Genomic DNA, 22,201 nt, shown 5'->3' with positions numbered 1-22,201 from the left:
TCTCCCCACTTATTCCCTCAATTTTGCACCCAATCCTTGTTATTGTAACGAATGGTGTACTACTATGAAGGTATAAACTATCTTCATCTGGAGGTGACAGGTTCTGCTTCACCTAACAAAGCATCATAGTCCAGAACAAAATCCTGAATTGATTCGGTGTTGGTCAAGATACTCAACCCCTTTAGATCAACTGATCCGAGAGACTGACACCCTTTTTCAAAAAATCACCAGTCATAGTCCTTCATTTACTAACCTGAGTACCCTCGTAAATGAAAAGGGGGAGGCGATCCCCTCATGGCTTCCAGATCTAGACGTTGAATTACACAAGCTTCAACGTGAAATAAAGTACGAAAGAAATGTGGTCGACTTTGGGGCAGTTGGTGATGGAGTGACCGACAATACAAATGCTTTTCGAAAAGCAATCGGACGAGGCAACTGTAAGATCATCATTCCTGAAGGTGTATTTGTCACAAAAGGAATCAAACTTCCCTCCAACACCATCCTTGTTGGGGCAGGAAAGGGAAAAACAACCATTAAACTCCATCATGATGCCCTAAAATCCGCCATTCTTATCACCAATAAACACCACATAAGTGGGAATCACCATATTTATGTGGAAGGGATGACCCTAGATTGGAATGTCAAACGACTATCAAGCGATGAAAAAACAGCGAGTGGAAACAATCGATCGAGTTGCTTCACCTTTGCTCATGTGAAATATGGGTGGGTGAGAAAGGTGGAAGCCATTGATGCAGGGTTACATGCCTTTGACCTTTCTTCTACTCTTTACTATTACATAAAAGACGGATTCATTGGTCCAGGGAGAAGTCAGTATATCTGGCTTGATGAATGCAATGGATATGGATTTGGAGATGACGGAATTACCACTCATCACAGTGATTATATTTTTATATCGAACTCGCATATATGTGATCCGAGTGGAAGAGCGCATGAACCTGGATTTTCGAATTCAAACGGCATTGAAATAGATGATGGCTCCAGGTATGTGTGGCTTGCAAACAATACCACAACTAGATGCTTTGGAGGAGTGGAAATCAAGGCTCATCACAATGCTTCAGCGGCTTCCGATGTCACCATCCTTGGACATCTGTCGGTTCATGATAATCGTGCCTTCAATTTTCGGCATATCGGTCATCATAAAGGAAATGACCCAGAGTCGAAAACGGCTTATAACATAAAAGCCATGAATTTGGTTGCCATAGCTCCTATCTTTACTTCCTTGTATGAAGCGTCCACTCCAAGAGCGATGGTGATATCAGCATATCGTAATGTGGTAGTGAATCAGTTTACTGTGCTAGGTGACCCCAGCTATGATTTTGGGGGACATCCTGTTATAGCCATCCAGTATCGGGCACAACAGGTTCTCCTTAATAAAATCTTTATAGACGGTTTTTATCATGCAAGTGGGATTAAAGGGAAATTTTACGTACCAGAGGAGCTAACATGAGAGAGCAGGATATTGATAAGAGCATACATATCGTCACAACAGGTGAACAACTCCATTTTTACAAGTCCTTGCAATTTCACCGGTATGAAGCCACCCCCTATTTGCATTTGCATCAACTCATTCGTGAGTACGAATTCAAAGCATCTGACCGTATCGTGGACTTTGGCTGTGGAAAAGGAAGGCTGAATTTCTTTCTTTATCACTATACAGGAGCAACGGTAACTGGTGTGGAAATGAATGAGGAGTATTATCAGCTTGCATTGAAAAATAGAAAAAATTATCGAAAAAAGTATGGCTCAGATAATCCTATTCACTTTTTTTTCGGTTTTGCAGAGGAATATCCGATTCACAAGCAAGATCATATTTTTTACTTTTTTAACCCGTTCTCTATTCATATTTTTCGGAATATAATTCATCGTATCCTTCAATCGGTTGAGGAGAATGATCGAGATATCAAGCTGATTTTGTACTATGCAAGTGAAGAGTATATCGACTTTTTAGAAAACATGGGCATGTTTCAGCTGAGATCTGAGGTGATTTGTTCACAAGCAAATCAGTTTGAGAGATTTTCTATTTATGGTTTAGCTTTTTAAGGGGGAATGTATGTGGAGAAATTGCTTGAACAAGAAATCATTACATATGTGAAAAATTTGCCTGGCTGGAAATGGGACGAGGGTAAATGGATGAGCAAGAAATATCGTTTTCAAAACTATTTAACGGGTGTGTCCTTTGTGAATGAACTAGCAAATTATTCGGAACAGCGTAATCACCATCCGTTCATCTCGATTGATTATAAAGTAGTAACGATTAAACTAAGCTCTTGGAATGCAGGAGGTCTTACTTCGCTGGATATGGAAATGGCAAGAATCTTTGATGAGATTTACGATCAATTTGTGGAATAAGTAAAGGCGGGAGTGCTTAATGCGCTCTCGCCTTTTCTCTTCCAAATACAGTGTAGTAAAGAAGGATTGCAATAAGGACAGAAATGGCTGATGCGATGTAGATGCTATGGTAGTCTAAATAGAAAGCAATTTGTCCGAACACGATTGAGCCAATTCCCACGCCCAAATCGAAGAAGGAGAAAAAGGTAGCATTAGCCATTCCGCGCCTACTAATAGGAGAATTTTGAACACTCCAAGCTTGAAGAGCTGGTTGAACGGTCCCAAAGCCTAACCCATAAATAATGGCCGCTAAATAGAGGATCGTGCTATTCGGAACCCAGGCAAGCAGGATCATGGCAGCCATAATCATGATCGAACCAGCCGGGAATACAAAGTGATGTCCTTTTTGATCATAGAGCTTTCCAGCGAAGGTTCTTGAGATGAGAAGAGCAATGGCATAAAGAAGAAAGTACCATTCAATTCCTTCAATTCCCTTTTTCACTGTATATAAAGGAAGGAATGAAGCGGTTCCACCAAACGTCACAGTGATAAAAAGAAGCAATATCGAAGGAGGCAAGGCGGTTTTTTCGTAAAGGTCGAGCTTTTTATGATTGGTCGTAGTTACTGGTTCTACGGGTTTAAATCGTATACGAGAAGATAAGGCGATCGCAACTGCACCTAGTACTCCGCAAATTAAGAAGAGTTCAGTAAAGCTAAGATAACCTACAAGCGCTAGTCCGAGTGTTGGCCCCATGGCAAGGGCTAAGTTACCAGAAAGGCCGTAATACCCCATTCCTTCCCCGCGACGTGTGGGTGGGATCAGATCGGTCGCGATTGTACCTGAAGCAGTCGTGGAAAGTCCCCACCCTACTCCTTGAATAATTCTTAAAATAAATAAGAGAACAAGACCTCCAGCAATCCCGAATGCTCCAGTGGATAAGACAAAAATTCCTAATCCAACAAGATAAATAAATCGGCGCCCCTTACTTTCTAGTGCATGCCCAGCGTAAGGTCGAATTAGAAGAGCCGAGAAAGTAAAGATTCCCACAACCACTCCAATCAGCTGATCATTTCCACCGAGGTTTTCCACAAATAATGGAATGGTGGGTAATGTCATTTGAAAGCCAAGGAAAACAAAAAAGTTAGATAAGCAAATCAGAATAAAGTCTCGAGTCCATATTTTCTCTTTCCCTTTTTCAGAAGGTGGAGCTTGTTCCGCAAGAGGTGTGCTCATAACCATCCACTCCCATTCAGGAATATCCCGTTTCTATAATTCATTCGTTAACCTAAATATATGTACATTTTTACATAAAAATGGTGATAAATCTATTATAGACAATGACTTTTCGATTTACTATTCTTTTGAGTTAGACAGGATTTGAGCTGATAAAGAACGTTTAGTAATATTAATGTTATTACAATAGGAAATAGGTGTTCATGATGGGAAGAATGATTGTATTAGGATCAGGAATATTAGGTGCTTCGACAGCTTTTCACTTAGCATCAAAAGGAGTAAAAGTGGTCCTTGTTGACCGTGGCGAGTTGGGACAAGCAACGAATGCGGCCGCGGGAATTATATGCCCATGGATTTCGCAAAGGCGAAATAAGGCATGGTATGAGTTAGTGAAGCACGGGGCGCGTTATTACCCTGAGTTAGTTGAAAAATTATCCTCTTACGGAGTAGGGAATACAGGATATCGAAAAGTTGGAGCCTTAAGCCTTCATACAAATGAGGAAAAACTGAAACAAATGGCAGATAGGGCCATCAAACGGAGAGAGGATGCACCGGAGATCGGTGAGGTGAACATCCTAACTTATGAAGAAACAAAGAAGTTGTTTCCTCTCGTTGCAGAAGGATATGGAGCGGTCTATGTTTCCGGCGGAGCTAGGGTAGACGGAAGACTCATAAGGGATGCATTAGTAAAGGCTGCGGTTCAGCTGGGGACGAAATACGTTCGTGGGAATGCTACACTCGTATGTGAGGATAATGGTGTGAGCGGCGTGGTCGTTAATGGAGAGCGGTTAGAGGCTGATGGAGTGCTTGTCACCACAGGAGCTTGGGCACGAGAGGTGTTGGAGCCTGTTGGAGTGAATTTTCAAGTTTCGGGCCAAAAAGCACAGATTGTTCATTTAGAGTTACCGGGTGTGGACACATCCGATTGGCCGGTTGTTATGCCTCCGAATAATCAGTACTTACTAACGTTTGAAGAGGGTCGCGTCGTTGTCGGGTCTACACATGAAGACAATAAAGAATTTGATACGAGAGTCACAGCTGGTGGCTTAAATGAAATGATCGGAAAAGCATTGGAGTTGTTTCCGGACTTAGAGGAAGCGACGGTTGTTGAAACGAGAGTGGGCTTTCGTCCATTTACCCCCGACTTTCTACCAGTGATTGGGCCGGTTCCTGGACTGAAAGGTGTTTTCGTCGCGAATGGACTGGGAGCCTCTGGCCTGACGAGCGGCCCGTTCTTGGGTAGCGAGCTCGCAAAACTCGTTCTTGGAGAGGAAACCGTTCTTGATGTGAGTCGCTATTCGGTGGAGGGGGCGATTGGGGATTAGAAGTTTGGGGGGCGGGAATAAGTTCTGGGAATCGCAAATAAAAGTTGCCTGGCGTGCAAATAAGTTCTCAGGATCGCAAATAAAATGCCTGGCGCGCAAATAAGTTCCTAGGATCGCAAATAAATTCTCAGGATCGCAAATAAATTCCGAGAATCGCAAATAAGTTCCCAGGATCGCAAATAAATTCCGAGAATCGCAAATAAATTCTCAGGATCGCAAATAAATTCCGAAAATTGCAAATAAAATTTCAGAAACGCAAATAAATCCTGAGAATCGCAAATAAATTCTCAGGATCGCAAAAATCCTTACTTTTTCTCAGGGAAGAACTTCATTTTTTTCGGAAAATGATACTTTTTTCCTTTGAGGGTTTCACTTTCAGATAAATGTAGTGATTTTAAGAGGCGACTTGCGGCAAAAGGAGAGTCAATTTGAAGGAAATCACGACATTTTGCATTCGTTATCGTAGGGGAGATTAGTAACCAATAATCATCCAACGCCTCAAGATGTGCCAGGCGATCTGAATGGCCACAGTTCATGCATGTCCAGCGACCTTTTTTACGCTGCATCCTAAATAATTGACAGCTAGGACATTGAACTCCTTTTACAAGTTCATCTGCTTGAATTTGGAATTTCTTTAACACATCGTATTCAGCTTCTTTATGGTCCTTTAATAATTTTCTACTTAATTTCTTAAGTTGTGAGGTTTCCATCATCTCCGATTTATATTTTGACTGAAGCTCCGTTAATCGTAGAGGGAGCTTATTTGCGTGAATGACTTGCTTAAAAAGATAAGCTTTTCCGGGATCTGTACTAATAATAGTAGATGAATTACTAACTACAATTAGGTATTCCACCGGCATGCTATAACCTAGTTGTTGAAAGAGCCAATCTCCCATTAGAGATTGGTGCCTACGTGCTTGGGCTATTGGGTCTGGGAAAGCTTCCTTTTTGTCATTCCATGTGCGAATAAGTTGACCGAATTGAGAGTCAAAATGAATTTCTCCGATAATGTTCTTGGTTTCAATGATTAATGCAAAGGTAGGAAAAAGGATGAGAACATCCATCTCAAATATAGATTCATGTTGTTCGAGGCGAAGGTTATGAAAGAGATAGGAGGTTGGGGGAAGTTGGTGAAAATAATAACAGAGAGATCGTTCACCATAATAGCCGGCTTTTCGTTTGGCTAAGTCAGCTAGTATTTGTGGATACTGATGATGAGTAGACAATATTCTTTTTTCTAAACACTGTACCGCTTGAAGCTTTAATGGAACCGTTAATTCTTTTACAATCAATTGGCATCTTCCTTTCTATTAGCATCATCTATGCATTCGACAAAATCCCCCTTTTTTCCTCTACCGTTTTCTCAAAAAGATTGATTCAAATCACATCAAAATATTACGTAACACGATATGATTGATTCATATAGAAGGAAAGGAACTGATCATGATGCAAAAACAAAGCTTATCTACTTTTATCACATATAATGAAGAAAAATTTACGAAACGAATCATTTTTAAAGAAGGGGAGAGTACGGTATTCGTCTTAAACTTTTCGGAAAATCAAGCACTGCCTGCCCATAAACACCCTGGAACAAATGTGTTCATTCAGGTGGTAGAGGGAGAAGGAACCTTCCATGTGGATGGAGAAAGCTTGGCTGTATCCAAACATGATGTGATTCATTTTACTGGGGAAGAGGAAATGTCTTTCGTGAATGGTGGGGGCAATACAAGCTTGTATGTGATGCTAAACAAGATTCCAGATGAAAGATATGTAAAAGAAATCTAACAAAAAATGCTCACCTAACCAGGTGAGCATTCTACTTTATTTATTTCTCGTCAGCTGTAGGGTGCTTTCTGCTTAAGTGCAGGCTAGCTTTTCCTTCTTCGAGAAGATGTTGAATGTCTTTAAATTTTACAAAGCGCTTATTTTCATCATCAAATAATTTGAAGTGAATGGACTCAAGGCTTGTACCTAGAGTAACGGTTGTTGCTTTTTGTAATGGTGGCGTTGATTCATGTGCTTTTTCTAGATTGTAGTTCGGAACCTTAGGTGCTAGATGATGCACATGGTGAAAGCCGATGTTTCCAGTTACCCATTGCAAGATCTTTGGAAGCTTGTAATAAGAGCTTCCTTCAACAGCCGCCTTCACATAGTTCCACTCTTCTTCGTGTTCAAAATAGCTGTCTTCATATTGATGTTGTACGTAAAATAACCAAATTCCTAATGCACCAGCAACAAACAAAATAGGAGCGTGGACAAGAAGGAAAGCTTTCCAGCCAACTAACCAAATCATAAACGCATACAACACAACGATCGCAATATTATTGAAATAAGTGTTGAGACGCTCTTTACGTTTTGCATCTTTTACATTAATACGGTTGGTAACAAGGAACAAGAATATCGGTCCTAGAACGAACATAACAAACGGATTACGGTACATTCTGTATTGAAGACGTTGAGTCGGTGTAGCAGCTAAATACTCTTCAACTGTCATCACCCAAATGTCACCAATGCCACGCTTATCTAAATTTCCACTTGTTGCGTGGTGGATATTGTGGCTTCTCTTCCACTGTTCATAAGGAAACATCGTTATAATCCCACTGATGTTTCCAATTATGGCGTTTGCTTTACGATTTTTAAAGAACGATTGGTGACAGCAATCATGGAAAATGATAAAGATTCGAATCACAAAACCAGCCGCAACAATAGCGAGTGGCAACGTTAGCCAATAAGAAATTGAAAGACTTGCGTACGCTAAGTACCATAAACCAAAGAAAGGAATAAATGTGTTTATCATTTGTTTTATACTTTTACTTATATCTGACTTTTCAAAAGGGACAACGCTTTTTCTTAATTCAGCCGTTTTTTGCTTGCTCATAAAAGCCTCCTACAAGGTTTTGAATTTATCTACTGTTATTGTAGTGTTTATGAGCTGATCATGAAAAGGCATAAATGTATAGAGTAGGACATGACAAATGTCATGTTTCAAGAAAAATTTCAAAAGAAATGACTGGAAAACCCTATAACAATTCGAAAAATGTAGACATCTTCGTTTCATGAGCATAATTTTACATACGTTCCCTAATTCAAGATATACTAGTCTGTATGTATACATTTAAATAGGAGGACATAAAATGTGGCAGGATTTTAAGAAGTTTGCTTTAAAAGGAAATGTGATTGACCTGGCTGTCGGGGTGGTTATTGGTGGTGCGTTTAGTAAAATTGTTAGCTCCCTTGTAGACAATATCCTTATGCCGATTGTAGGGCTCTTATTAGGTGGATTTGATTTTACAAAGCTAGAATATACATATGATGATGCAACCATTAAATACGGTCAGTTCATACAAAATGTCGTTGATTTCTTTATTATTGCTTTTTCCATTTTCCTCTTTATAAGATTATTACAGAAGTTTAGAAAGAAGCAAGAAGTAAAATCGGAAGTAAAGGCACCAACAACGGAGGAAAAATTGCTTTCGGAAATTCGTGATATTTTAAAGGAACAACAGCAACAAAAGGGTGTGTAAAAAAGGAGCGCTATGTCGTATTAGCATCATTATTGGTATATAAAAATAGGAAAACTCGCCAAATTGGCGAGTTTCTTTATTAGCATAAAAGTTGCTGACTCCTGCATCTGGGTTCAAGTGGGGTCCTCACTTATCGGTTGGGGGAGCAGGTTAAGCACCGGAGCGGATAAATAGACGGAAAATTTTCGTTTAAACTAGTAACTATTACTAAAGAAGGCTTCAATAGACGGAGAGATTCCGCCTATTGACTTTAAAACTTCGAAAATGGGGGATTTTGCTTTGCATAATCGGAAAACCTCCTCTTATTTACTACGAAACCTGCACCATTTTGCATTTAACCGGAAAACCTCCGCTTATTTTACAGAAAAGATTTAGGCCAATTATCATTTTTTCCTTCTATTAGTGTCATCCTAATTTGTATACAAATGCCTGGATATTCGGTAAAATAAATTACCAACTAATCCTATAATAAAGGTGTGATATAGATGTCAGCTAACGTCGTTCGTACGATTCCCAAGCCACTTGTTCAAATCAACCAGTCGATCATTGTACTCTCCGTTATCCTTACATGGGTGACAAATATGGAATGGATTTTATTGATTCCTCTACTTTCAGGTGTATGTGGAGTTATTTTTCGTATAAATCCAATCATGGAGGTAGCGAAGCGGTTTTTAAAAAGGGAACCATCAAGGTACCTGCAAGAAGATTGGGAGCAACAGCAGTTTAATCAAAAAATCGCCATTCTATGTTTAGGGGCAGGTTTTATAGGGTTTGCCTTTAATCTGCCAGTGGTAGGGTATATATTTACGATATTAGTCGCGATTGCTGCGACCGTTGCCCTTTTAGGTTTTTGTATTGGTTGCTTTATTCATTATCAATGGAAAATGTATCAATACAGAAAATTGAAGAGTCAGCAATAAGGATAGATGAGAAGTCAGCACTAGTGCTGACTTTTTTATTTGGCATTTCCTAGATATTTTTGGTGAATCTTGTCTAACGATTTATGGGCTGAGAGTGAGCTTTGGTAACCGTGGGTAATAAGTGATTATGATAAAATGTAAACAAGTTTATTACATAAAAAGGGAGCAGAATAGGATGGGAGAAACTAAGAAGAGGCAAGAAATAATTAGCTGGGGTAAATCGGTGTTTATTGCTTTCGCTATCGTAGTCGTCGTTCGTACATTTGTCTTTGCTCCTTATATTGTGGATGGTGCCTCCATGGAACCAACTCTTCACGATCAAGAGAAAATATTTGTTAACAAAGTCAATACCGACAAAATTGAACGTGAGGACATCGTGATTATTAAAGGAGAAGGCGAAAATTACGTCAAAAGAATTATTGGTTTACCTGGTGATATGATCGAAATCAGGGATGATCAGTTACTAATCAATGGCGCTGTTCACAGCGAAGAGTATTTAGAGAGTAATCGGGAGCAGGCGCATGAACAAGGTAGTGTGTTAACGGGAGATTATGGACCTACTATGGTTCCGGAAGGTCATTATTTTGTATTGGGTGACAATCGACTTCGCAGTATGGACTCAAGGAATGGTCTTGGTTTTATTAAGAAGGAAAAGATTGTCGGAGTTAGTGAGTTTGTGTTTTATCCGTTTAGTGATGTTCGAACGGTACAATAGCAATTAATCCCATTGACATAAAAACGCCCATGAATTATTCTAGTAAAGCATTTTAAATTAAATATGATCCTCATCAGCTCAAGATGAGGTAGAGGTTGCGGAAAATATTAGTAGGTTGGATGAGAGCCAGAGGAGCTCCATGATTTCAGTTGAAAGGAATTTTCGCCGAAGCACTATAATTCTCTGACTATAGTAGCTGGGACTACATCGAATAGGTGTAGGACTGTCATAGCTCGTAAAGCTATGTTGAACTATCCATTTGCCTGATGCGGTTATTGTAAAGCACACTGTACTCACGTTTTGGTGTGTTTTTTTATGTCTATTAGTGCCTCTATACTTGAGAGATGGGGAAGTATAATAGAAAGGAATATTATCATGGGAAAACAAACGAAGTTAGGTTTATGGATATTAACGGCATTAGTCGTTGGAAATATGGTTGGTTCGGGTATCTTTATGCTGCCACGTTCACTGTCAGAAGCGGCAAGTCCGGCGGGGGTTATTCTCGCTTGGTTATTTACAGGAGCGGGAGTGTTAGTTACTGCACTTGTATTCGGGAATTTAGGAATGAGAAAGCCAAATTTAAATGGTGGACCACAAATTTATGCGAAAGAGCTTTTTAAGCCAAATTCTAGAGGGTCTGTTCTTTCTGGGTTCATGGCGACTTGGGGTTATTGGATTGGTAACTTAGCGGGAAATATTGCGATCATTACAACATTCGCAAGTTATTTATCAACGTTCTTTCCGATTTTAACGAGTCAGGCTGAGTTATTTACCGTTGGTTCGTTTACTTTAAAGGTTGGTAATGCCTTAACTTTTGTGGTTTGTTCGATTTTATTATGGGGAACTCACTTCATTATTTTACGTGGGTTAGAAAATGCAGGGAAGTTAAACTTCATGGCAACAGCTTCTAAGGTGGCAGGTTTCTTCATCTTCATTATTGTTGCGTTGTTTGCATTTGAGGCTTCGCATATGCTTCCTATGGTTGAGCCACGTTTCGATGAGAGTGGGGCAACGGTCGGGCTTATGGGTCAGATTAGCAATGCAGCGGTTGCTACCCTTTGGGCGTTTATCGGTGTGGAATCGGCGGTTGTTTTTGCGGGACGTGCCAAGAAGCAAATTGACGTCAAGCGTGCAACGATTCTAGGGTTGTTCATCGCGTTAGCCATCTATATTGGAGTAAGTACATTAGTGATGGGCTTATTAAGCCAAGAGGCGTTAATTGCGTCGGACAAGCCATTAATTGATGCGATTGTCTCCGTGCTTGGACCTGTTTCTGGAAAAGTGTTAGCAGGTATTGGATTAATCAGCTTATTTGGTTCTACCATTGGTTGGGTGATGTTAAGTGCAGAAGTTCCGTACCAAGCAGCCAAGCAAGGTCTGTTTTTACCTTCTTTCTTAAAGGAAAATGAGAAGAATATTCCGGTGTTATCAATGATTATCACAAACTCATTGGGACAGTTATTTATTTTCTCAACGATTTCAAATTCCATCTCTGCGGCGTTTGACTTTGTTATTTATATTGCAACCTTATCTTACCTGGTTCCGTACTTCATTGCAGCTGTATTTCAGTTAAAGCTAGTGATCACAGGTGAAACGTATGAAGGCCAAGCAAGATCAAAAGTGGTGGACGGTGTCATTGCTTTACTAGCGACCTTATATTCAGTATGGGTGATCTACGCGGGTACAGCAGACATCAAAACCTTCATGTTCGGAGTGGCTCTCCTTGCAAGTGGAATCTTCTTCTACGGCCCAGTAGCAAGAGCACACAAACAAAAAACAAAAACCAAAAAAGCAGCCTAACGGCGGTGACAGACACCACAAAAAGACAAATGTGGCCAAAGTGTCCACGGAGGGTGTCTGTCACCGCACGTGGACAAAAAGGGGTAAAGCGTCCTTCTGGAAAGGACACTTTACCCCTTTTGTTGTTTAGTTCAGCGTGCGACTTTGTTTAGAAACTGCTGCGTTCTTGGGTTGGTGGAGAGGGTGAAGATTTCTTCTGGTGTTCCTTTTTCTGCAATTAGTCCTTGATCCATGAAAATGACTTGGTCTGCTACGTCTCTAGCGAACTCCATTTCATGGGTAACAACGACCATCGACATTCCTTCTTCAGCAAGATCCTTCATGACTTTTAACACGTCACCAACAAGCTCCGGATCTAGCGCCGAGGTGGGTTCGTCAAACAATAAGACTTTCGGATCCATCGCCATTGCTCTGGCAATCCCCACACGTTGCTGCTGGCCACCTGATAATTGATGAGGGTACATTTCCGCTCGGTCGCTCAGTCCAACCTTGGCGAGTAAATCGAGAGAACGCTTTTTGGCCTCCGATTTTGAGCGTTTTAACACCACGACCTGTCCCTCCATTACGTTCTCAACAACCGTTAAGTGTGGAAACAGGTTGTACGATTGAAACACCATGCCCGTTTGTTGACGAAAGAGGGTCATTTGAGTCGGTTTTAGCTTCGTTCCTGATTGAAACTGAAGTTCTTTCTCTCCAATGGTAATCGACCCTTGGTTTGGAATCTCCAATAAATTCAGACAGCGCAAAAGGGTGGTTTTCCCTGAACCAGAGGGGCCAATAATTACAGCCGTTTTCCCCTTTTCCACCTCTAAGTCAATTCCTTTTAAAACATCAATCTCTCCAAAGCTTTTATATAAATTTTCTAGTTTAATCATCGCCAATACTCTCCCTTCCTACTTGGCTACGCTACGGTCAAAGCGACGTTCGAGCATGGATTGAGCATAGGACAGCACCGTACTAAACATTAAGTAAATAAATGCCACTTCTATATACAGCCAAAGAGGTTCATACGTAGCTGCAGCCACCTGTTGTCCTTTTTGAAACATCTCTGTAACCGTGATCGTTGCAGCAAGGGAAGTGTCTTTTACCAGGCTGATAAAAGAGTTTCCAAGTGGTGGAACCGATACTCTAATGGCTTGTGGGAGGATGATTCGTCTCATGGCTTGTGCCCGAGTCATACCAATCGAAAAGGCTGCTTCCCACTGTCCCTTAGGAGTAGACAGGATCGCGGCACGAATAATTTCCGAGCTATACGCTCCTTTATTTAAGGTAAAACCAAGTACGGCAGCTGGGAATGGATCAAGCGTAATTCCCACACTTGGAAGACCGTAAAATAGGATAAATAATTGAACAAGTAACGGTGTACCCCGAAAGATCCACACATAAAATTTTGCAATCGCAACGAGAGGTTTAATCCCTGATATGCGAGCTATTGCTGTGAAAAACGCTAATATAAGACCAAGTGTAAATGTGATCAGTGTTAATGGAACCGTAAAATATAAACCAGCTTTTAAAATAGGAAAAAAGGAATCGCTAAGGATTCCTATAATTCGTTCCGCTCTTTCATCTAAGACCATTTCGATTCAGTCCTTTACTTCAATACGTCTTCGCCAAACCATTTAGTTGAGATTTCAAGGTATGTTCCGTCTTCGATCATGTCAGCTAATGCACTGTTCACCGCATCAACTAGCTCTTTGTTATCTTTACGGAATAAGAAGGCATTGCTTGTTACATCTGCTTCTTCATCCACCTTTTTAATCGCAAGGTCAGGACGTTGCTTTTTTAAATCCAGGTAAGATAGATTATCGTTGATTGTTGCATCAATACGACCCGAAGTGATTAAATCAATGGCTTGGTTAAATCCATCTACCACTGTGTTTGTTGCGCCATTTGCTTCTGCAATTTTTCGATAGTTACTGTCTAGAGATTGTCCTACTTTTTTTCCATTCAGATCTTCAAATGTTTTAATGTCTTCGTTTGCTTCACCAACAATAAGTACCGCTTTTGACGAAATATAAGGTTCAGACATATCGTATTTCTCGAGGCGATCTTCACGAATCGCTACTTGGTTCGCAACCATGTCATAACGCTTGGCATCAAGTCCAGCAATCATTCCGTCCCATTTGGTTTCTACGAAAACGGGCTTAATATCAAGGCGCTTGAATACTTCTTCAGCGATCTCAATGTCAAAACCTGTTAGATCCCCAGATTCATCATGGAAAGTAAAAGGTGCATAAGTACCTTCCGTACCGATGGTAATCTCACCTTTTTCTTTAATTTCTTCGTATAAGTTTGCTGCTGTTTTTTCTTCTTCTTCCTTTGCTCCACAAGCAGTTAAAGCTAGAGAAAGAAGGAGTGTGAACAGCACGAATAATAATTTTTTCATGTTTAAACCCCCACTAAGTTTATCGGATTAATTATTTTAAAAAACTATATTAGGTTAATGTTTTCTTTCATATATGTCAAACATTTATTCTTATCTTTCACAGAAATGTAACTAATATGTAGGAAAAACAAAAAGAACAGACGCGTAGTCTGTTCGATTAAATCATATCCATGTGAGTGATTTTCCAGTGTTCATTTTTAATCAGTTGCTCAAGGTTGTCCTTATCTTTGTTCTTAAAAAGTTTAACTATTTTTGCATGTTGCTCGTTCATTTGTGTGAGTACAGAAAATAGCTTATCTTCGTCCTTACTTAAGTAAATCTGTCTAACAAAACTATTTTGTAATGATTGCAGCAGTTCGATTAATGTTTCATTATCGCATTTCTCAATATAAACCTGATGAAATTCGAATTGATATTTTTGATAATCAGCATAATCTCGCTGAGAAATTGCTTGGTCAATTTTTTTCACTAGCTCTTCCATCTTATGTAGGTCTTCATCTGTAAGAAGCTGTAAGGATAAAGAAGCTGCTAATGCGTCAAGGACAGCAACTACTTGGAACACATCAAGCTTGGTTTTTATCGTAAGTTCTTTTACGATAAATCCTTTTCGAGGGAAAAATTCAAGCAAGTTTTCGGATGCAAGCTGTATTAAAGCTTCTCTTACAGGAGTACGGCTCACTTCCAATTTCTCAGCTAGAGCCACTTCATTTATTTTCTGATTAGGAAGTAAGTTTCCGTTCTGTATTTCTGTAGCAATATAATCATACACATGATCTTTTAACGAGCGATATCTTTTATGAATCATCGGTTCCTCCTTACTGAAGGCTAATATATCTGTACTTTATTATACCTTAAGTATAAAAAGGTAGAATCTATAACGATCTAACAATTTATTTTTCTTTATTATTTGTTATAATATTCTGTATATTATACAATATACAATAGACAAAATAAAATGAGGTGATTCAATGGATAAAAAAAGCTTTTTACATATACAGGACGGAACAAAAGCGGTATGGGCAGGAGAAGAGGCATCTCTTGCTTTTCATGCCACCCAAGTGCCTGTCGTCTTAAGTGTTGCCTATAATTATGATGATATAGATGAATGGCAGGATGTAGCACTGGGGTTAAAACCTGGACACATATACAATCGGATGACAAATTCAACCGTGGAAGCTTTCGAGGAAAAAGTACGAATTCTGGAAGGTGCAGAAGCAGCAGTCGGCTTTTCATCGGGGATGGCCGCCATTAGCAGTACGCTATACACGTTTTTACGGCCAGGCGATCGAGTCGTGTCTGTTAAGGACACATATGGAGGAACCAACAAAATCTTCACCGAGTTTCTACCCAATATCGATGTAAATGTGACGTTATGTAATACGGGAAACCACGAAGAAATGGAGGCGGAAGTGGCGAAGGGGTGCAAGGTATTATATCTAGAATCACCAACAAATCCGACACTAAAGATTACAGATATAAAAAGAATGGTGAAGGCAGGAAAAGCAGTAGGAGCCTTGGTGATCATTGATAATACATTCGCCACTCCAATAAATCAAAACCCTCTATCACTGGGAGTAGACATCGTTATTCATAGTGCCACTAAGTTTTTAAGTGGTCACGCAGATGCGATGGGTGGAGTGGTATGCGGTCCAAAGAAACTGATGGGAAAAGTGTATCATTACCGAGAGATTAATGGCGCCACGATGGATCCCTGGTCCGCCTATCTTATTTTAAGAGGAATGAAAACATTAAAACTTCGCGTAAGACAGCAAGAAAAGAGCGCGATCGAAATTGCACAGTATTTGAAAAATCAGAAGCATGTAGAGGAAGTGTTTTATCCGGGATTAGAAACACATTGTCATCATGAAATTGCGAAAAAACAAATGAAGGGATTTGGGGGAATCGTTAGTTTTGTTTTAAAAGAGGAGATGAAAGCGATCAAAATTCTACTGCCAAAGTTACAGTACGCAAATCGAGCCGGTAATCTGGGGGCTGTAGAGACGATTTATGGACCAGCAAGAACCACGAGTCATGTGGAGTGTACCCTCGAAGAACGAAAGGAGTTAGGAATACCTGAAGGGCTCGTTCGTATATCGGTCGGAATCGAGGATACCGAAGATTTGATCGCTGATCTTGAGCAAGCTTTTGCTCATCTAGAATCCCAATTATCTTTAGAGTGATAGGTTAAAAAGGAGTAATTAGGTATAATAGCTTCATATAGATAGTAGGAGTGACGTATGAATGTACTTAACAGTGAAAGAAACGGCAGAGTATTTATCGGTTTCCGTTCAGTATGTAGAAAATTTAATTTTACAGGGAAAAATTCGGGTATTGCATGATGGTGAAGGTGTGCCCATGATTTACAAAGATCAGTTCAAAACCCATTTTGAACAGCTTGAAAAATATAAAAACCTCGTCAAAGAGCTAGAAAACGAGCCCATTCCAGAAGACAGAGACATCAAGGATGAGGATTAAATCTAATATGGGAGAATGAAAAGATATTCTCCCTTCCTTTGTATGTTTTTTGTGACTTTTATGCAGTTGTCAATGAATATGTAAGATTGATTGACAGTAAAAATGATAGTGAAAATGTTAATTAAAGATATTTTTAAATACTTAAAAGGGTAGGAATACCAGTACTTGCCCATTAATTCAGTAGAGTGATAATAAATTATCCTAACAAAGTTTTTATTGTTGCATAAAAAAACGATAAAAGTTATAATAGTTTCATGTCAAAATATACTGAAAATTTAGAGTTGTAAGGTATTTGCTAGAGAAAGATTCAATAAAAAATAAAACCATTTTCAAGGGGGCAATGTAGTGAAAAAACTATCTTTATTATCATTTTTGTTAGTGTTTAGTATGCTGTTGGCGGCTTGTGGAACAAGCGATCAGAACAATGGTTCTGATGAGGGAACTAGTGAAGAGAAGAAAACATTAAGAGTCGTAACGGATGCAGCATACGCACCATTTGAATACATGGATGGCGATAAAATTGTTGGATTTGATGTAGACTTCGTGAATGCAGTTGCGAAAGAAGCTGGCTATGAGGTTGATATCGTTCATGTAGGTTGGGATCCTGTTTTTGTAGAATTAGAGGATAGAATTGCTGACTTTGCTGTATCTGCCATTACCATTAATGATGAGCGTAAAGAATCCTATGATTTCTCACACGCATACTTCCTATCAACAAATAAAATTCTCGTTCCAGAAGGCAGTGATATTAAATCAGCTGCAGACTTAAAGGACAAGAAAGTTGCTGTTCAAAACGGAACAACAGGTCAAGAAGCAATTGAGAGTGTACTAGGAGAAAACAATCCTAATATCAAAAAATTTGAAAATACCGTTCTAGCAATTATGGAGCTTAAAGGTGGCGGAGCAGACGCGGTTGTTGCCGATAACACTGTGGTTGAAGAGTACGCGAAAAATAACCCGAATGATAAGTTTGTTGTCGTTGAAGATCCGGACGCATTCGCAGCTGAGTATTATGGATTAATGTTCCCGAAAGATAGTGAGTTAAGAGCAGAAATAAATGAAGCCATTAACACGATCTATGAAAACGGAACATATGCAGAAATTTATAAAGAATGGTTTGGGACTGAGCCGGACCTTGAAGATTTAAAAGCACAACAATAATTGGTTACTGAATTATTTAGGGCGTAACTCTTTTGCATAGTGTTACGCCATTTTTTTTCATCCTAGTAAAGGAGGAGTATGATGGACTTTCGTTTTGATCTCATCATGGACTATGCGCCATTGTTTTTAAAGGGAACCTTGCTTACCCTTGGTTTATCACTCGCAGGAATTGTCATTGGAACCGCACTTGGTTTGGCTATTGGGTTAGGGAAAATGGTGAAAAACAAGTGGTTATCACTGCCTTTTGACTTATACATTACATTTTTCAGAGGAACTCCTTTATTTGTTCAGATTTTGCTCATTCACTTTGGTCTCGTTCCATTGTTTACAGGGAAGACGGAGCCAGTGACAGCGGCTATTCTTGCATTATCACTGAATGCAGCAGCATACATTGCAGAAATCTTCCGAGCGGGAATTCAATCGATTGACAAAGGGCAAATGGAAGCAGCTAGAACACTTGGCATGACTCATGTACAAGCTATGAGACACGTCATTCTTCCACAAGCGTTTAAGAGAATGATTCCTCCATTAGGAAATGAATTTATCGTGCTTATAAAAGAATCCTCTTTAGCAGCAGTCATTGCGGCTCCTGAGATTATGTACTGGGGACGAGCTATGCAAGGACAATACTATCGTGTGTGGGAACCGTATATAACTGTAGCTATTATTTACCTAGTTATCACATTAACCTTGAGCTTCTTGTTAAATCGTCTTGAGAGGAGGTTATCGACAGAATGATTAAAGTAAGTAATCTAAAAAAGTCATTTGGCAACAACGAAGTACTAAAAAACATTAATGCTGAAATACAACCGCAAGAAGTGGTCGTGGTGATCGGTCCTTCTGGTTCAGGAAAGTCGACGTTTCTTCGCTGTTTGAACTTGTTGGAATCCGTAACAGGCGGTCATGTATATATTGAAGGTGTGGATCTTACTGATAAAAGTGTGAACATCAATCAAGTAAGACAGAATGTAGGAATGGTTTTTCAGCAATTCAACCTATTTCCACATAAAACCGTGATTGAAAATATTGTGTTGGCCCCTTTGAAGGTGAAGAAGATCGACGGAGAAGTGGCTCGTCAAAAGGGATTAGACCTTTTACGAAAAGTGGGTCTAGAGGACAAGGCTGATGCCTATCCTGATTCATTATCAGGTGGGCAAAAACAGCGTGTGGCGATTGCTCGAGCACTTGCAATGGAACCAAAAATCATGCTCTTTGATGAACCGACCTCCGCACTAGACCCAGAGATGGTCGGTGAGGTGCTAGAGGTTATGAAACAGCTAGCAAAAGAAGGCATGACCATGGTAGTGGTGACACATGAAATGGGGTTTGCTAGAGAAGTGGGCGATCGGGTCATCTTTATGGATGGCGGTTATATTGTGGAAGAAAATGTACCTGAAGAGCTGTTTACCAATCCGCAGCAGGAACGAACCAAATCATTTTTAAGTAAGGTACTGTAAAAGGATGTCACAGTGTGACATCCTTTTTTGCATAATATGCTTGTATTTGAGACACAATAATAAGGACTTGTAGCTCAAAGAACAGAGCAACCTCTCGTATCCTTGATACGGGTAGCGTCGTTTGTGGGTTAAAGTCCCATCGAGTCGGAAACACAGGTTCTAAGGGGCCTGTGTTTTTAATATCCCTTCACAAAATCAACCACATTAATTGATGGTTTCTCACTCTTTATATACTGTCGCAAGTTTGGCAAAAAGATATCTTCTACTACTCGACGGTCATAGTATTCAGTTGACCCCGAAGTATGAGGAGTGACAATCACATTTTCCATTTCCCATAAAGGACTGTTCTCAGGGAGAGGTTCGACCTCAAATACATCTAATCCGGCCCCTGCAATTTCCCCGGTTTGAAGTGCCTGAATAAGATCTTCCTCCACCACAATTTCGCCACGACCAATATTAATGAAAAAGGAATCGGGCTTCATGAGCTGAAATTGTTTCATAGAGAATAATCCTTTTGTGTCCTTCGTTAAAGGAAGGGTAGAAACGACATAATCACATTGTGGAAGGACTGTATCCAGTTCCGTTGTTATGTACATTTCATCCACATTTTCCACAGACAAACGGGAGTTCCTGACCCCGAGTACTTTCATTCCAAACGCTTTTGCAATCTTTGCTGTTTCTTTTCCAATCGCTCCAACACCGATAATTCCAATCGTTTTTCCGTGAATCTCAAGCTTTAAGCCAGCATGATGCCAGTGTTTAGAGGACTGATTTCGGACATAGGTATGAATATTTCGAGTAAGTGCAAGCATCAATCCGAAGATGGTTTCCGAAATAGGAAAGGCATGGACACCATTCGCACTTGTAACCGTTACTCCACGCTCATGAAGAATGGGGAGAGGTAAATTATTCACACCGGCACTCCAAGTTTGCACCCATTTCAGAGTCGAGGAGTCTCTTAGTAAGTCTTTTATATCCTTTTTCCATCCTAAAATAATTTCTGCATTATGAATATGTTCTTGATAGATTTCTTTTCCCACTACAATTTCCCAGTCTGGTAAAATAGCTTGCATTTCGTTAACATATACTTGTTCTAGATTATGAGTAACGACAAGTTTTCTCAAAGAGTGGCACCTACTTTTTTGAAAATTTCGATATTCTAAATATAACATAAAAAAGTGTTGACCCACTAATCTGAAAAATATGATAAAGTAGTCTTTACATTCAAAAAGTCAGCAGTAAGGTGATAAAAGTGGAGAAAAAGCAAGTCGTTTACGACATTATGGAAGTATGTTTATTAGCGGGGAAAATCATGCTCCAAAGCGGGGCTGAAACATACCGAGTGGAAGACACAATGGAGAGAATCGCTCGAGCCTTTGGAGTTAGAGAGGCCCATTGTTTTGTCACACCAACAGGCATTATTTTTTCAATTGAAAGCACAGAGCCTACCAAAACAAAGCTTGTGCGAATTACAGAAAGAACAACGGATCTTCATAAAGTGGCTTTGGTAAACGGGGTATCTCGTCGGATAACGAGTGGAGAACTGGATATAGAAATGGCCTTTCGTGCGTTAACAGAGGTAGAGGAATCTCAATTAACGTACTCAACTACTATTCAAATTCTAGCAGCAGCAATGGCGAGTGGCTGTTTTTTAATTATGTTTAATGGTAGTTGGAACGATTTTTTACCAGCCTGCCTAACGGGTGGAATTGGATTTACGAGTGTGATGTATTTTCACAGAGTCGTTCCGATCAAGTTTTTTTCTGAGTTTATTGGTTCAATTATTATCGGAATTCTATCCTTTTTATTTGTCCGTATGGGTATGGGTGTGGAATTAGATAAAATTATTATCGGATCAGTTATGCCACTTGTTCCGGGTTTGCTTTTAACCAATGCGGTTAGAGATTTAATGGCGGGACACTTGGTTTCGGGCATCTCTAAAGGAGCAGAAGCACTACTAACTGCTTTTGCGATTGGGTCAGGAATTGCTGTTGTATTATCATTTCTTTAAAAGGAGGCGATACGCCAATGTACATTTTTCAACATCTGCTCTTTAGTTTTTTGGCTGCCGCCGCTTTTGGTATTATATTTAACGCTCCTAAATCTTCCCTAATACAATCAGGTTTTGTTGGCATGCTTGGTTGGATTATTTATATTCTTTTTACGATGAATGGTGCGGATGCAGTAAATGCGACGTTAATAGCATCCTTTGTTATTGCTGTGGCTAGTCAGGTGTTTGCTAAGCTGTATCGAACGCCGATTATCATATTTATTGTTGCAGGAATCATCCCACTTGTTCCGGGTGGAATGGCATATGACGCCATGCGAAACTTTGTTGAAAATGACTATAATATTGCGTTAGCACTTGCGGCAAAAGCCTTCTTGATTTCAGGAGCAATTGCTATGGGAATCGTTTTTTCCGAAGTGATAAATCAGCTTATTAGAAAAACAGCCATTATTAAGAAAAGCTAAAAATGATTCAAGGATTTGCCAAGTTGGAATCCGAATGTCCCTCGCTCTTTTTGCTTACCCTATCCGTAGGGGAGGTGTTAGACGATGGCACAGGACGTTTTATGTGAGGTAAGTAATTGTGTGTACAACGAAGAAGGAATGAAATGTGGTGCTGACCAAATCTTCGTTGTAAGCCACCGCGGCAAAGAAGCGGATACGAGCCGTGAAACAGATTGCAAAACATTCGAACCTGAAGGACTATAAGATCGAACGAAACAGCGCGAGCGAGCGCTGTTTTTTATTATGGAAACGAAAACCCCGGGCTAGGCCCGGGGTTCCAAAAAGCTTTCAGCGTGGTATTAAAAAAACTTCCCCGTGGTGCTAAAATATTTTTGGTTCGCCAA

At 39.9% G+C, this 22,201-nt stretch carries 25 protein-coding genes and 1 riboswitch; of the genes, 17 read left to right on the top strand and 8 right to left on the bottom strand.

Annotation, left to right across the window (positions count from 1 at the left end; genetic code table 11):
- The first annotated feature begins 148 nt into the window (after positions 1-148).
- Genes ACQ5H4_RS16820 through ACQ5H4_RS16810 form a run of 3 tightly spaced genes read left to right on the top strand, consistent with a single transcriptional unit; the run spans position 149 to position 2,370 of the window.
- Positions 149-1,468: a glycosyl hydrolase family 28-related protein gene (locus tag ACQ5H4_RS16820; RefSeq protein WP_430776156.1), complete on the top strand. Its 1,320-nt coding sequence runs from the start codon at positions 149-151 to the stop codon at positions 1,466-1,468.
- On the top strand, positions 1,465-2,061 hold the full coding sequence (locus ACQ5H4_RS16815; RefSeq protein ID WP_430776155.1) for a class I SAM-dependent methyltransferase: 597 nt from the start codon (positions 1,465-1,467) through the stop codon (positions 2,059-2,061). Before ACQ5H4_RS16820 ends, ACQ5H4_RS16815 begins: the two co-directional genes overlap by 4 nt.
- Positions 2,062-2,073: 12 nt before the next feature.
- Positions 2,074-2,370: a 4a-hydroxytetrahydrobiopterin dehydratase gene (locus ACQ5H4_RS16810; protein WP_430776154.1), complete on the top strand. Its 297-nt coding sequence runs from the start codon at positions 2,074-2,076 to the stop codon at positions 2,368-2,370.
- A gap of 16 nt (positions 2,371-2,386) precedes the next feature.
- Here the strand turns inward: ACQ5H4_RS16810 and ACQ5H4_RS16805 are convergent, their stop codons facing one another.
- Positions 2,387-3,583, bottom strand: coding sequence for an MFS transporter (locus tag ACQ5H4_RS16805; RefSeq protein WP_430776153.1), 1,197 nt, complete (start codon positions 3,581-3,583; stop codon positions 2,387-2,389).
- 206 nt (positions 3,584-3,789) lie between these two features.
- Here ACQ5H4_RS16805 and ACQ5H4_RS16800 point away from each other — a divergent pair, with 206 nt between their 5' ends.
- Positions 3,790-4,908, top strand: coding sequence for an NAD(P)/FAD-dependent oxidoreductase (locus ACQ5H4_RS16800; RefSeq protein WP_430776152.1), 1,119 nt, complete (start codon positions 3,790-3,792; stop codon positions 4,906-4,908).
- Positions 4,909-5,213: 305 nt separating this feature from the next.
- On the opposite strand, the gene ACQ5H4_RS16795 is transcribed toward ACQ5H4_RS16800, so the two are convergent.
- A complete protein-coding gene (locus tag ACQ5H4_RS16795) occupies positions 5,214-6,200 on the bottom strand; it encodes a nuclease-related domain-containing protein (protein WP_430776151.1) in 987 nt (328 codons plus the stop codon).
- A gap of 154 nt (positions 6,201-6,354) precedes the next feature.
- Here ACQ5H4_RS16795 and ACQ5H4_RS16790 point away from each other — a divergent pair, with 154 nt between their 5' ends.
- Positions 6,355-6,693, top strand: coding sequence for a cupin domain-containing protein (locus tag ACQ5H4_RS16790; protein WP_430776150.1), 339 nt, complete (start codon positions 6,355-6,357; stop codon positions 6,691-6,693).
- Positions 6,694-6,733: 40 nt separating this feature from the next.
- On the opposite strand, the gene desA is transcribed toward ACQ5H4_RS16790, so the two are convergent.
- Positions 6,734-7,786, bottom strand: a complete 1,053-nt coding sequence (gene desA, locus ACQ5H4_RS16785) for a Delta(5) desaturase DesA (protein ID WP_430776149.1) — start codon at positions 7,784-7,786, stop codon at positions 6,734-6,736.
- A gap of 256 nt (positions 7,787-8,042) precedes the next feature.
- Here desA and mscL point away from each other — a divergent pair, with 256 nt between their 5' ends.
- From mscL to ACQ5H4_RS16765, 4 genes are all read left to right on the top strand, one after another.
- Entirely contained in the window at positions 8,043-8,432 is a 390-nt protein-coding gene (gene mscL / locus ACQ5H4_RS16780; protein ID WP_119706654.1) for a large conductance mechanosensitive channel protein MscL, read from the top strand.
- Positions 8,433-8,917: 485 nt separating this feature from the next.
- A complete protein-coding gene (locus ACQ5H4_RS16775) occupies positions 8,918-9,352 on the top strand; it encodes a DUF4395 domain-containing protein (RefSeq protein WP_430776148.1) in 435 nt (144 codons plus the stop codon).
- Between the two features lie 175 nt (positions 9,353-9,527).
- Positions 9,528-10,067, top strand: coding sequence for a signal peptidase I (gene lepB, locus ACQ5H4_RS16770; RefSeq protein WP_430776147.1), 540 nt, complete (start codon positions 9,528-9,530; stop codon positions 10,065-10,067).
- 81 nt (positions 10,068-10,148) lie between these two features.
- Positions 10,149-10,329, top strand: a riboswitch (Lysine riboswitch).
- 113 nt (positions 10,330-10,442) lie between these two features.
- Entirely contained in the window at positions 10,443-11,867 is a 1,425-nt protein-coding gene (locus ACQ5H4_RS16765; RefSeq protein ID WP_430776146.1) for an amino acid permease, read from the top strand.
- A gap of 131 nt (positions 11,868-11,998) precedes the next feature.
- On the opposite strand, the gene ACQ5H4_RS16760 is transcribed toward ACQ5H4_RS16765, so the two are convergent.
- From ACQ5H4_RS16760 to ACQ5H4_RS16745, 4 genes are all read right to left on the bottom strand, one after another.
- On the bottom strand, positions 11,999-12,742 hold the full coding sequence (locus ACQ5H4_RS16760; protein WP_430776145.1) for an amino acid ABC transporter ATP-binding protein: 744 nt from the start codon (positions 12,740-12,742) through the stop codon (positions 11,999-12,001).
- An 18-nt stretch (positions 12,743-12,760) separates the two neighbouring features.
- Entirely contained in the window at positions 12,761-13,444 is a 684-nt protein-coding gene (locus ACQ5H4_RS16755; protein ID WP_430776144.1) for an amino acid ABC transporter permease, read from the bottom strand.
- A gap of 14 nt (positions 13,445-13,458) precedes the next feature.
- Complete coding sequence (locus tag ACQ5H4_RS16750) at positions 13,459-14,253, bottom strand: amino acid ABC transporter substrate-binding protein (protein ID WP_430776143.1); 795 nt, start codon at positions 14,251-14,253, stop codon at positions 13,459-13,461.
- 157 nt (positions 14,254-14,410) lie between these two features.
- Positions 14,411-15,058: a GntR family transcriptional regulator gene (locus ACQ5H4_RS16745; protein WP_430776142.1), complete on the bottom strand. Its 648-nt coding sequence runs from the start codon at positions 15,056-15,058 to the stop codon at positions 14,411-14,413.
- Positions 15,059-15,221: 163 nt separating this feature from the next.
- Here ACQ5H4_RS16745 and ACQ5H4_RS16740 point away from each other — a divergent pair, with 163 nt between their 5' ends.
- The 5 genes from ACQ5H4_RS16740 to ACQ5H4_RS16720 all read left to right on the top strand — a co-directional run bounded on the left by ACQ5H4_RS16740 (position 15,222) and on the right by ACQ5H4_RS16720 (position 19,346).
- The gene (locus ACQ5H4_RS16740; protein WP_430776141.1) at positions 15,222-16,433 is read left to right on the top strand and encodes a cystathionine gamma-synthase family protein; all 1,212 of its coding nucleotides are present in this window, start codon (positions 15,222-15,224) and stop codon (positions 16,431-16,433) included.
- A gap of 61 nt (positions 16,434-16,494) precedes the next feature.
- A complete protein-coding gene (locus tag ACQ5H4_RS16735) occupies positions 16,495-16,728 on the top strand; it encodes an excisionase family DNA-binding protein (protein WP_430776140.1) in 234 nt (77 codons plus the stop codon).
- Between the two features lie 345 nt (positions 16,729-17,073).
- Entirely contained in the window at positions 17,074-17,889 is an 816-nt protein-coding gene (locus ACQ5H4_RS16730) for a basic amino acid ABC transporter substrate-binding protein (protein ID WP_430776139.1), read from the top strand.
- Between the two features lie 81 nt (positions 17,890-17,970).
- A complete protein-coding gene (locus ACQ5H4_RS16725; protein WP_430776138.1) occupies positions 17,971-18,627 on the top strand; it encodes an amino acid ABC transporter permease in 657 nt (218 codons plus the stop codon).
- Positions 18,624-19,346, top strand: coding sequence for an amino acid ABC transporter ATP-binding protein (locus ACQ5H4_RS16720; protein ID WP_430776137.1), 723 nt, complete (start codon positions 18,624-18,626; stop codon positions 19,344-19,346). Before ACQ5H4_RS16725 ends, ACQ5H4_RS16720 begins: the two co-directional genes overlap by 4 nt.
- A 176-nt stretch (positions 19,347-19,522) precedes the next feature.
- Here ACQ5H4_RS16720 and ACQ5H4_RS16715 read toward each other — a convergent pair whose 3' ends face one another.
- The gene (locus tag ACQ5H4_RS16715; protein WP_430776136.1) at positions 19,523-20,518 is read right to left on the bottom strand and encodes a D-2-hydroxyacid dehydrogenase; all 996 of its coding nucleotides are present in this window, start codon (positions 20,516-20,518) and stop codon (positions 19,523-19,525) included.
- 110 nt (positions 20,519-20,628) lie between these two features.
- Here ACQ5H4_RS16715 and ACQ5H4_RS16710 point away from each other — a divergent pair, with 110 nt between their 5' ends.
- From ACQ5H4_RS16710 to ACQ5H4_RS16700, 3 genes are all read left to right on the top strand, one after another.
- The gene (locus tag ACQ5H4_RS16710; RefSeq protein ID WP_430776245.1) at positions 20,629-21,357 is read left to right on the top strand and encodes a threonine/serine exporter family protein; all 729 of its coding nucleotides are present in this window, start codon (positions 20,629-20,631) and stop codon (positions 21,355-21,357) included.
- Positions 21,358-21,374: 17 nt separating this feature from the next.
- Positions 21,375-21,818: a threonine/serine exporter family protein gene (locus tag ACQ5H4_RS16705; protein ID WP_430776135.1), complete on the top strand. Its 444-nt coding sequence runs from the start codon at positions 21,375-21,377 to the stop codon at positions 21,816-21,818.
- Between the two features lie 84 nt (positions 21,819-21,902).
- Positions 21,903-22,061 carry a DUF1540 domain-containing protein gene (locus ACQ5H4_RS16700; protein WP_430776134.1) on the top strand — a complete coding sequence of 53 codons (159 nt, stop codon included), beginning with the start codon at positions 21,903-21,905 and terminating at the stop codon, positions 22,059-22,061.
- Positions 22,062-22,201: the final 140 nt, after the last annotated feature.

The sequence above is a fragment of the Bacillus coreaensis genome, from assembly GCF_050586445.1.
GTDB lineage: Bacteria > Bacillota > Bacilli > Bacillales > Cytobacillaceae > Robertmurraya_A > Robertmurraya_A coreaensis.
Note: the sequence above shows the minus strand (reverse complement) of the source record. Positions and strands in the feature narration are given on the sequence as shown.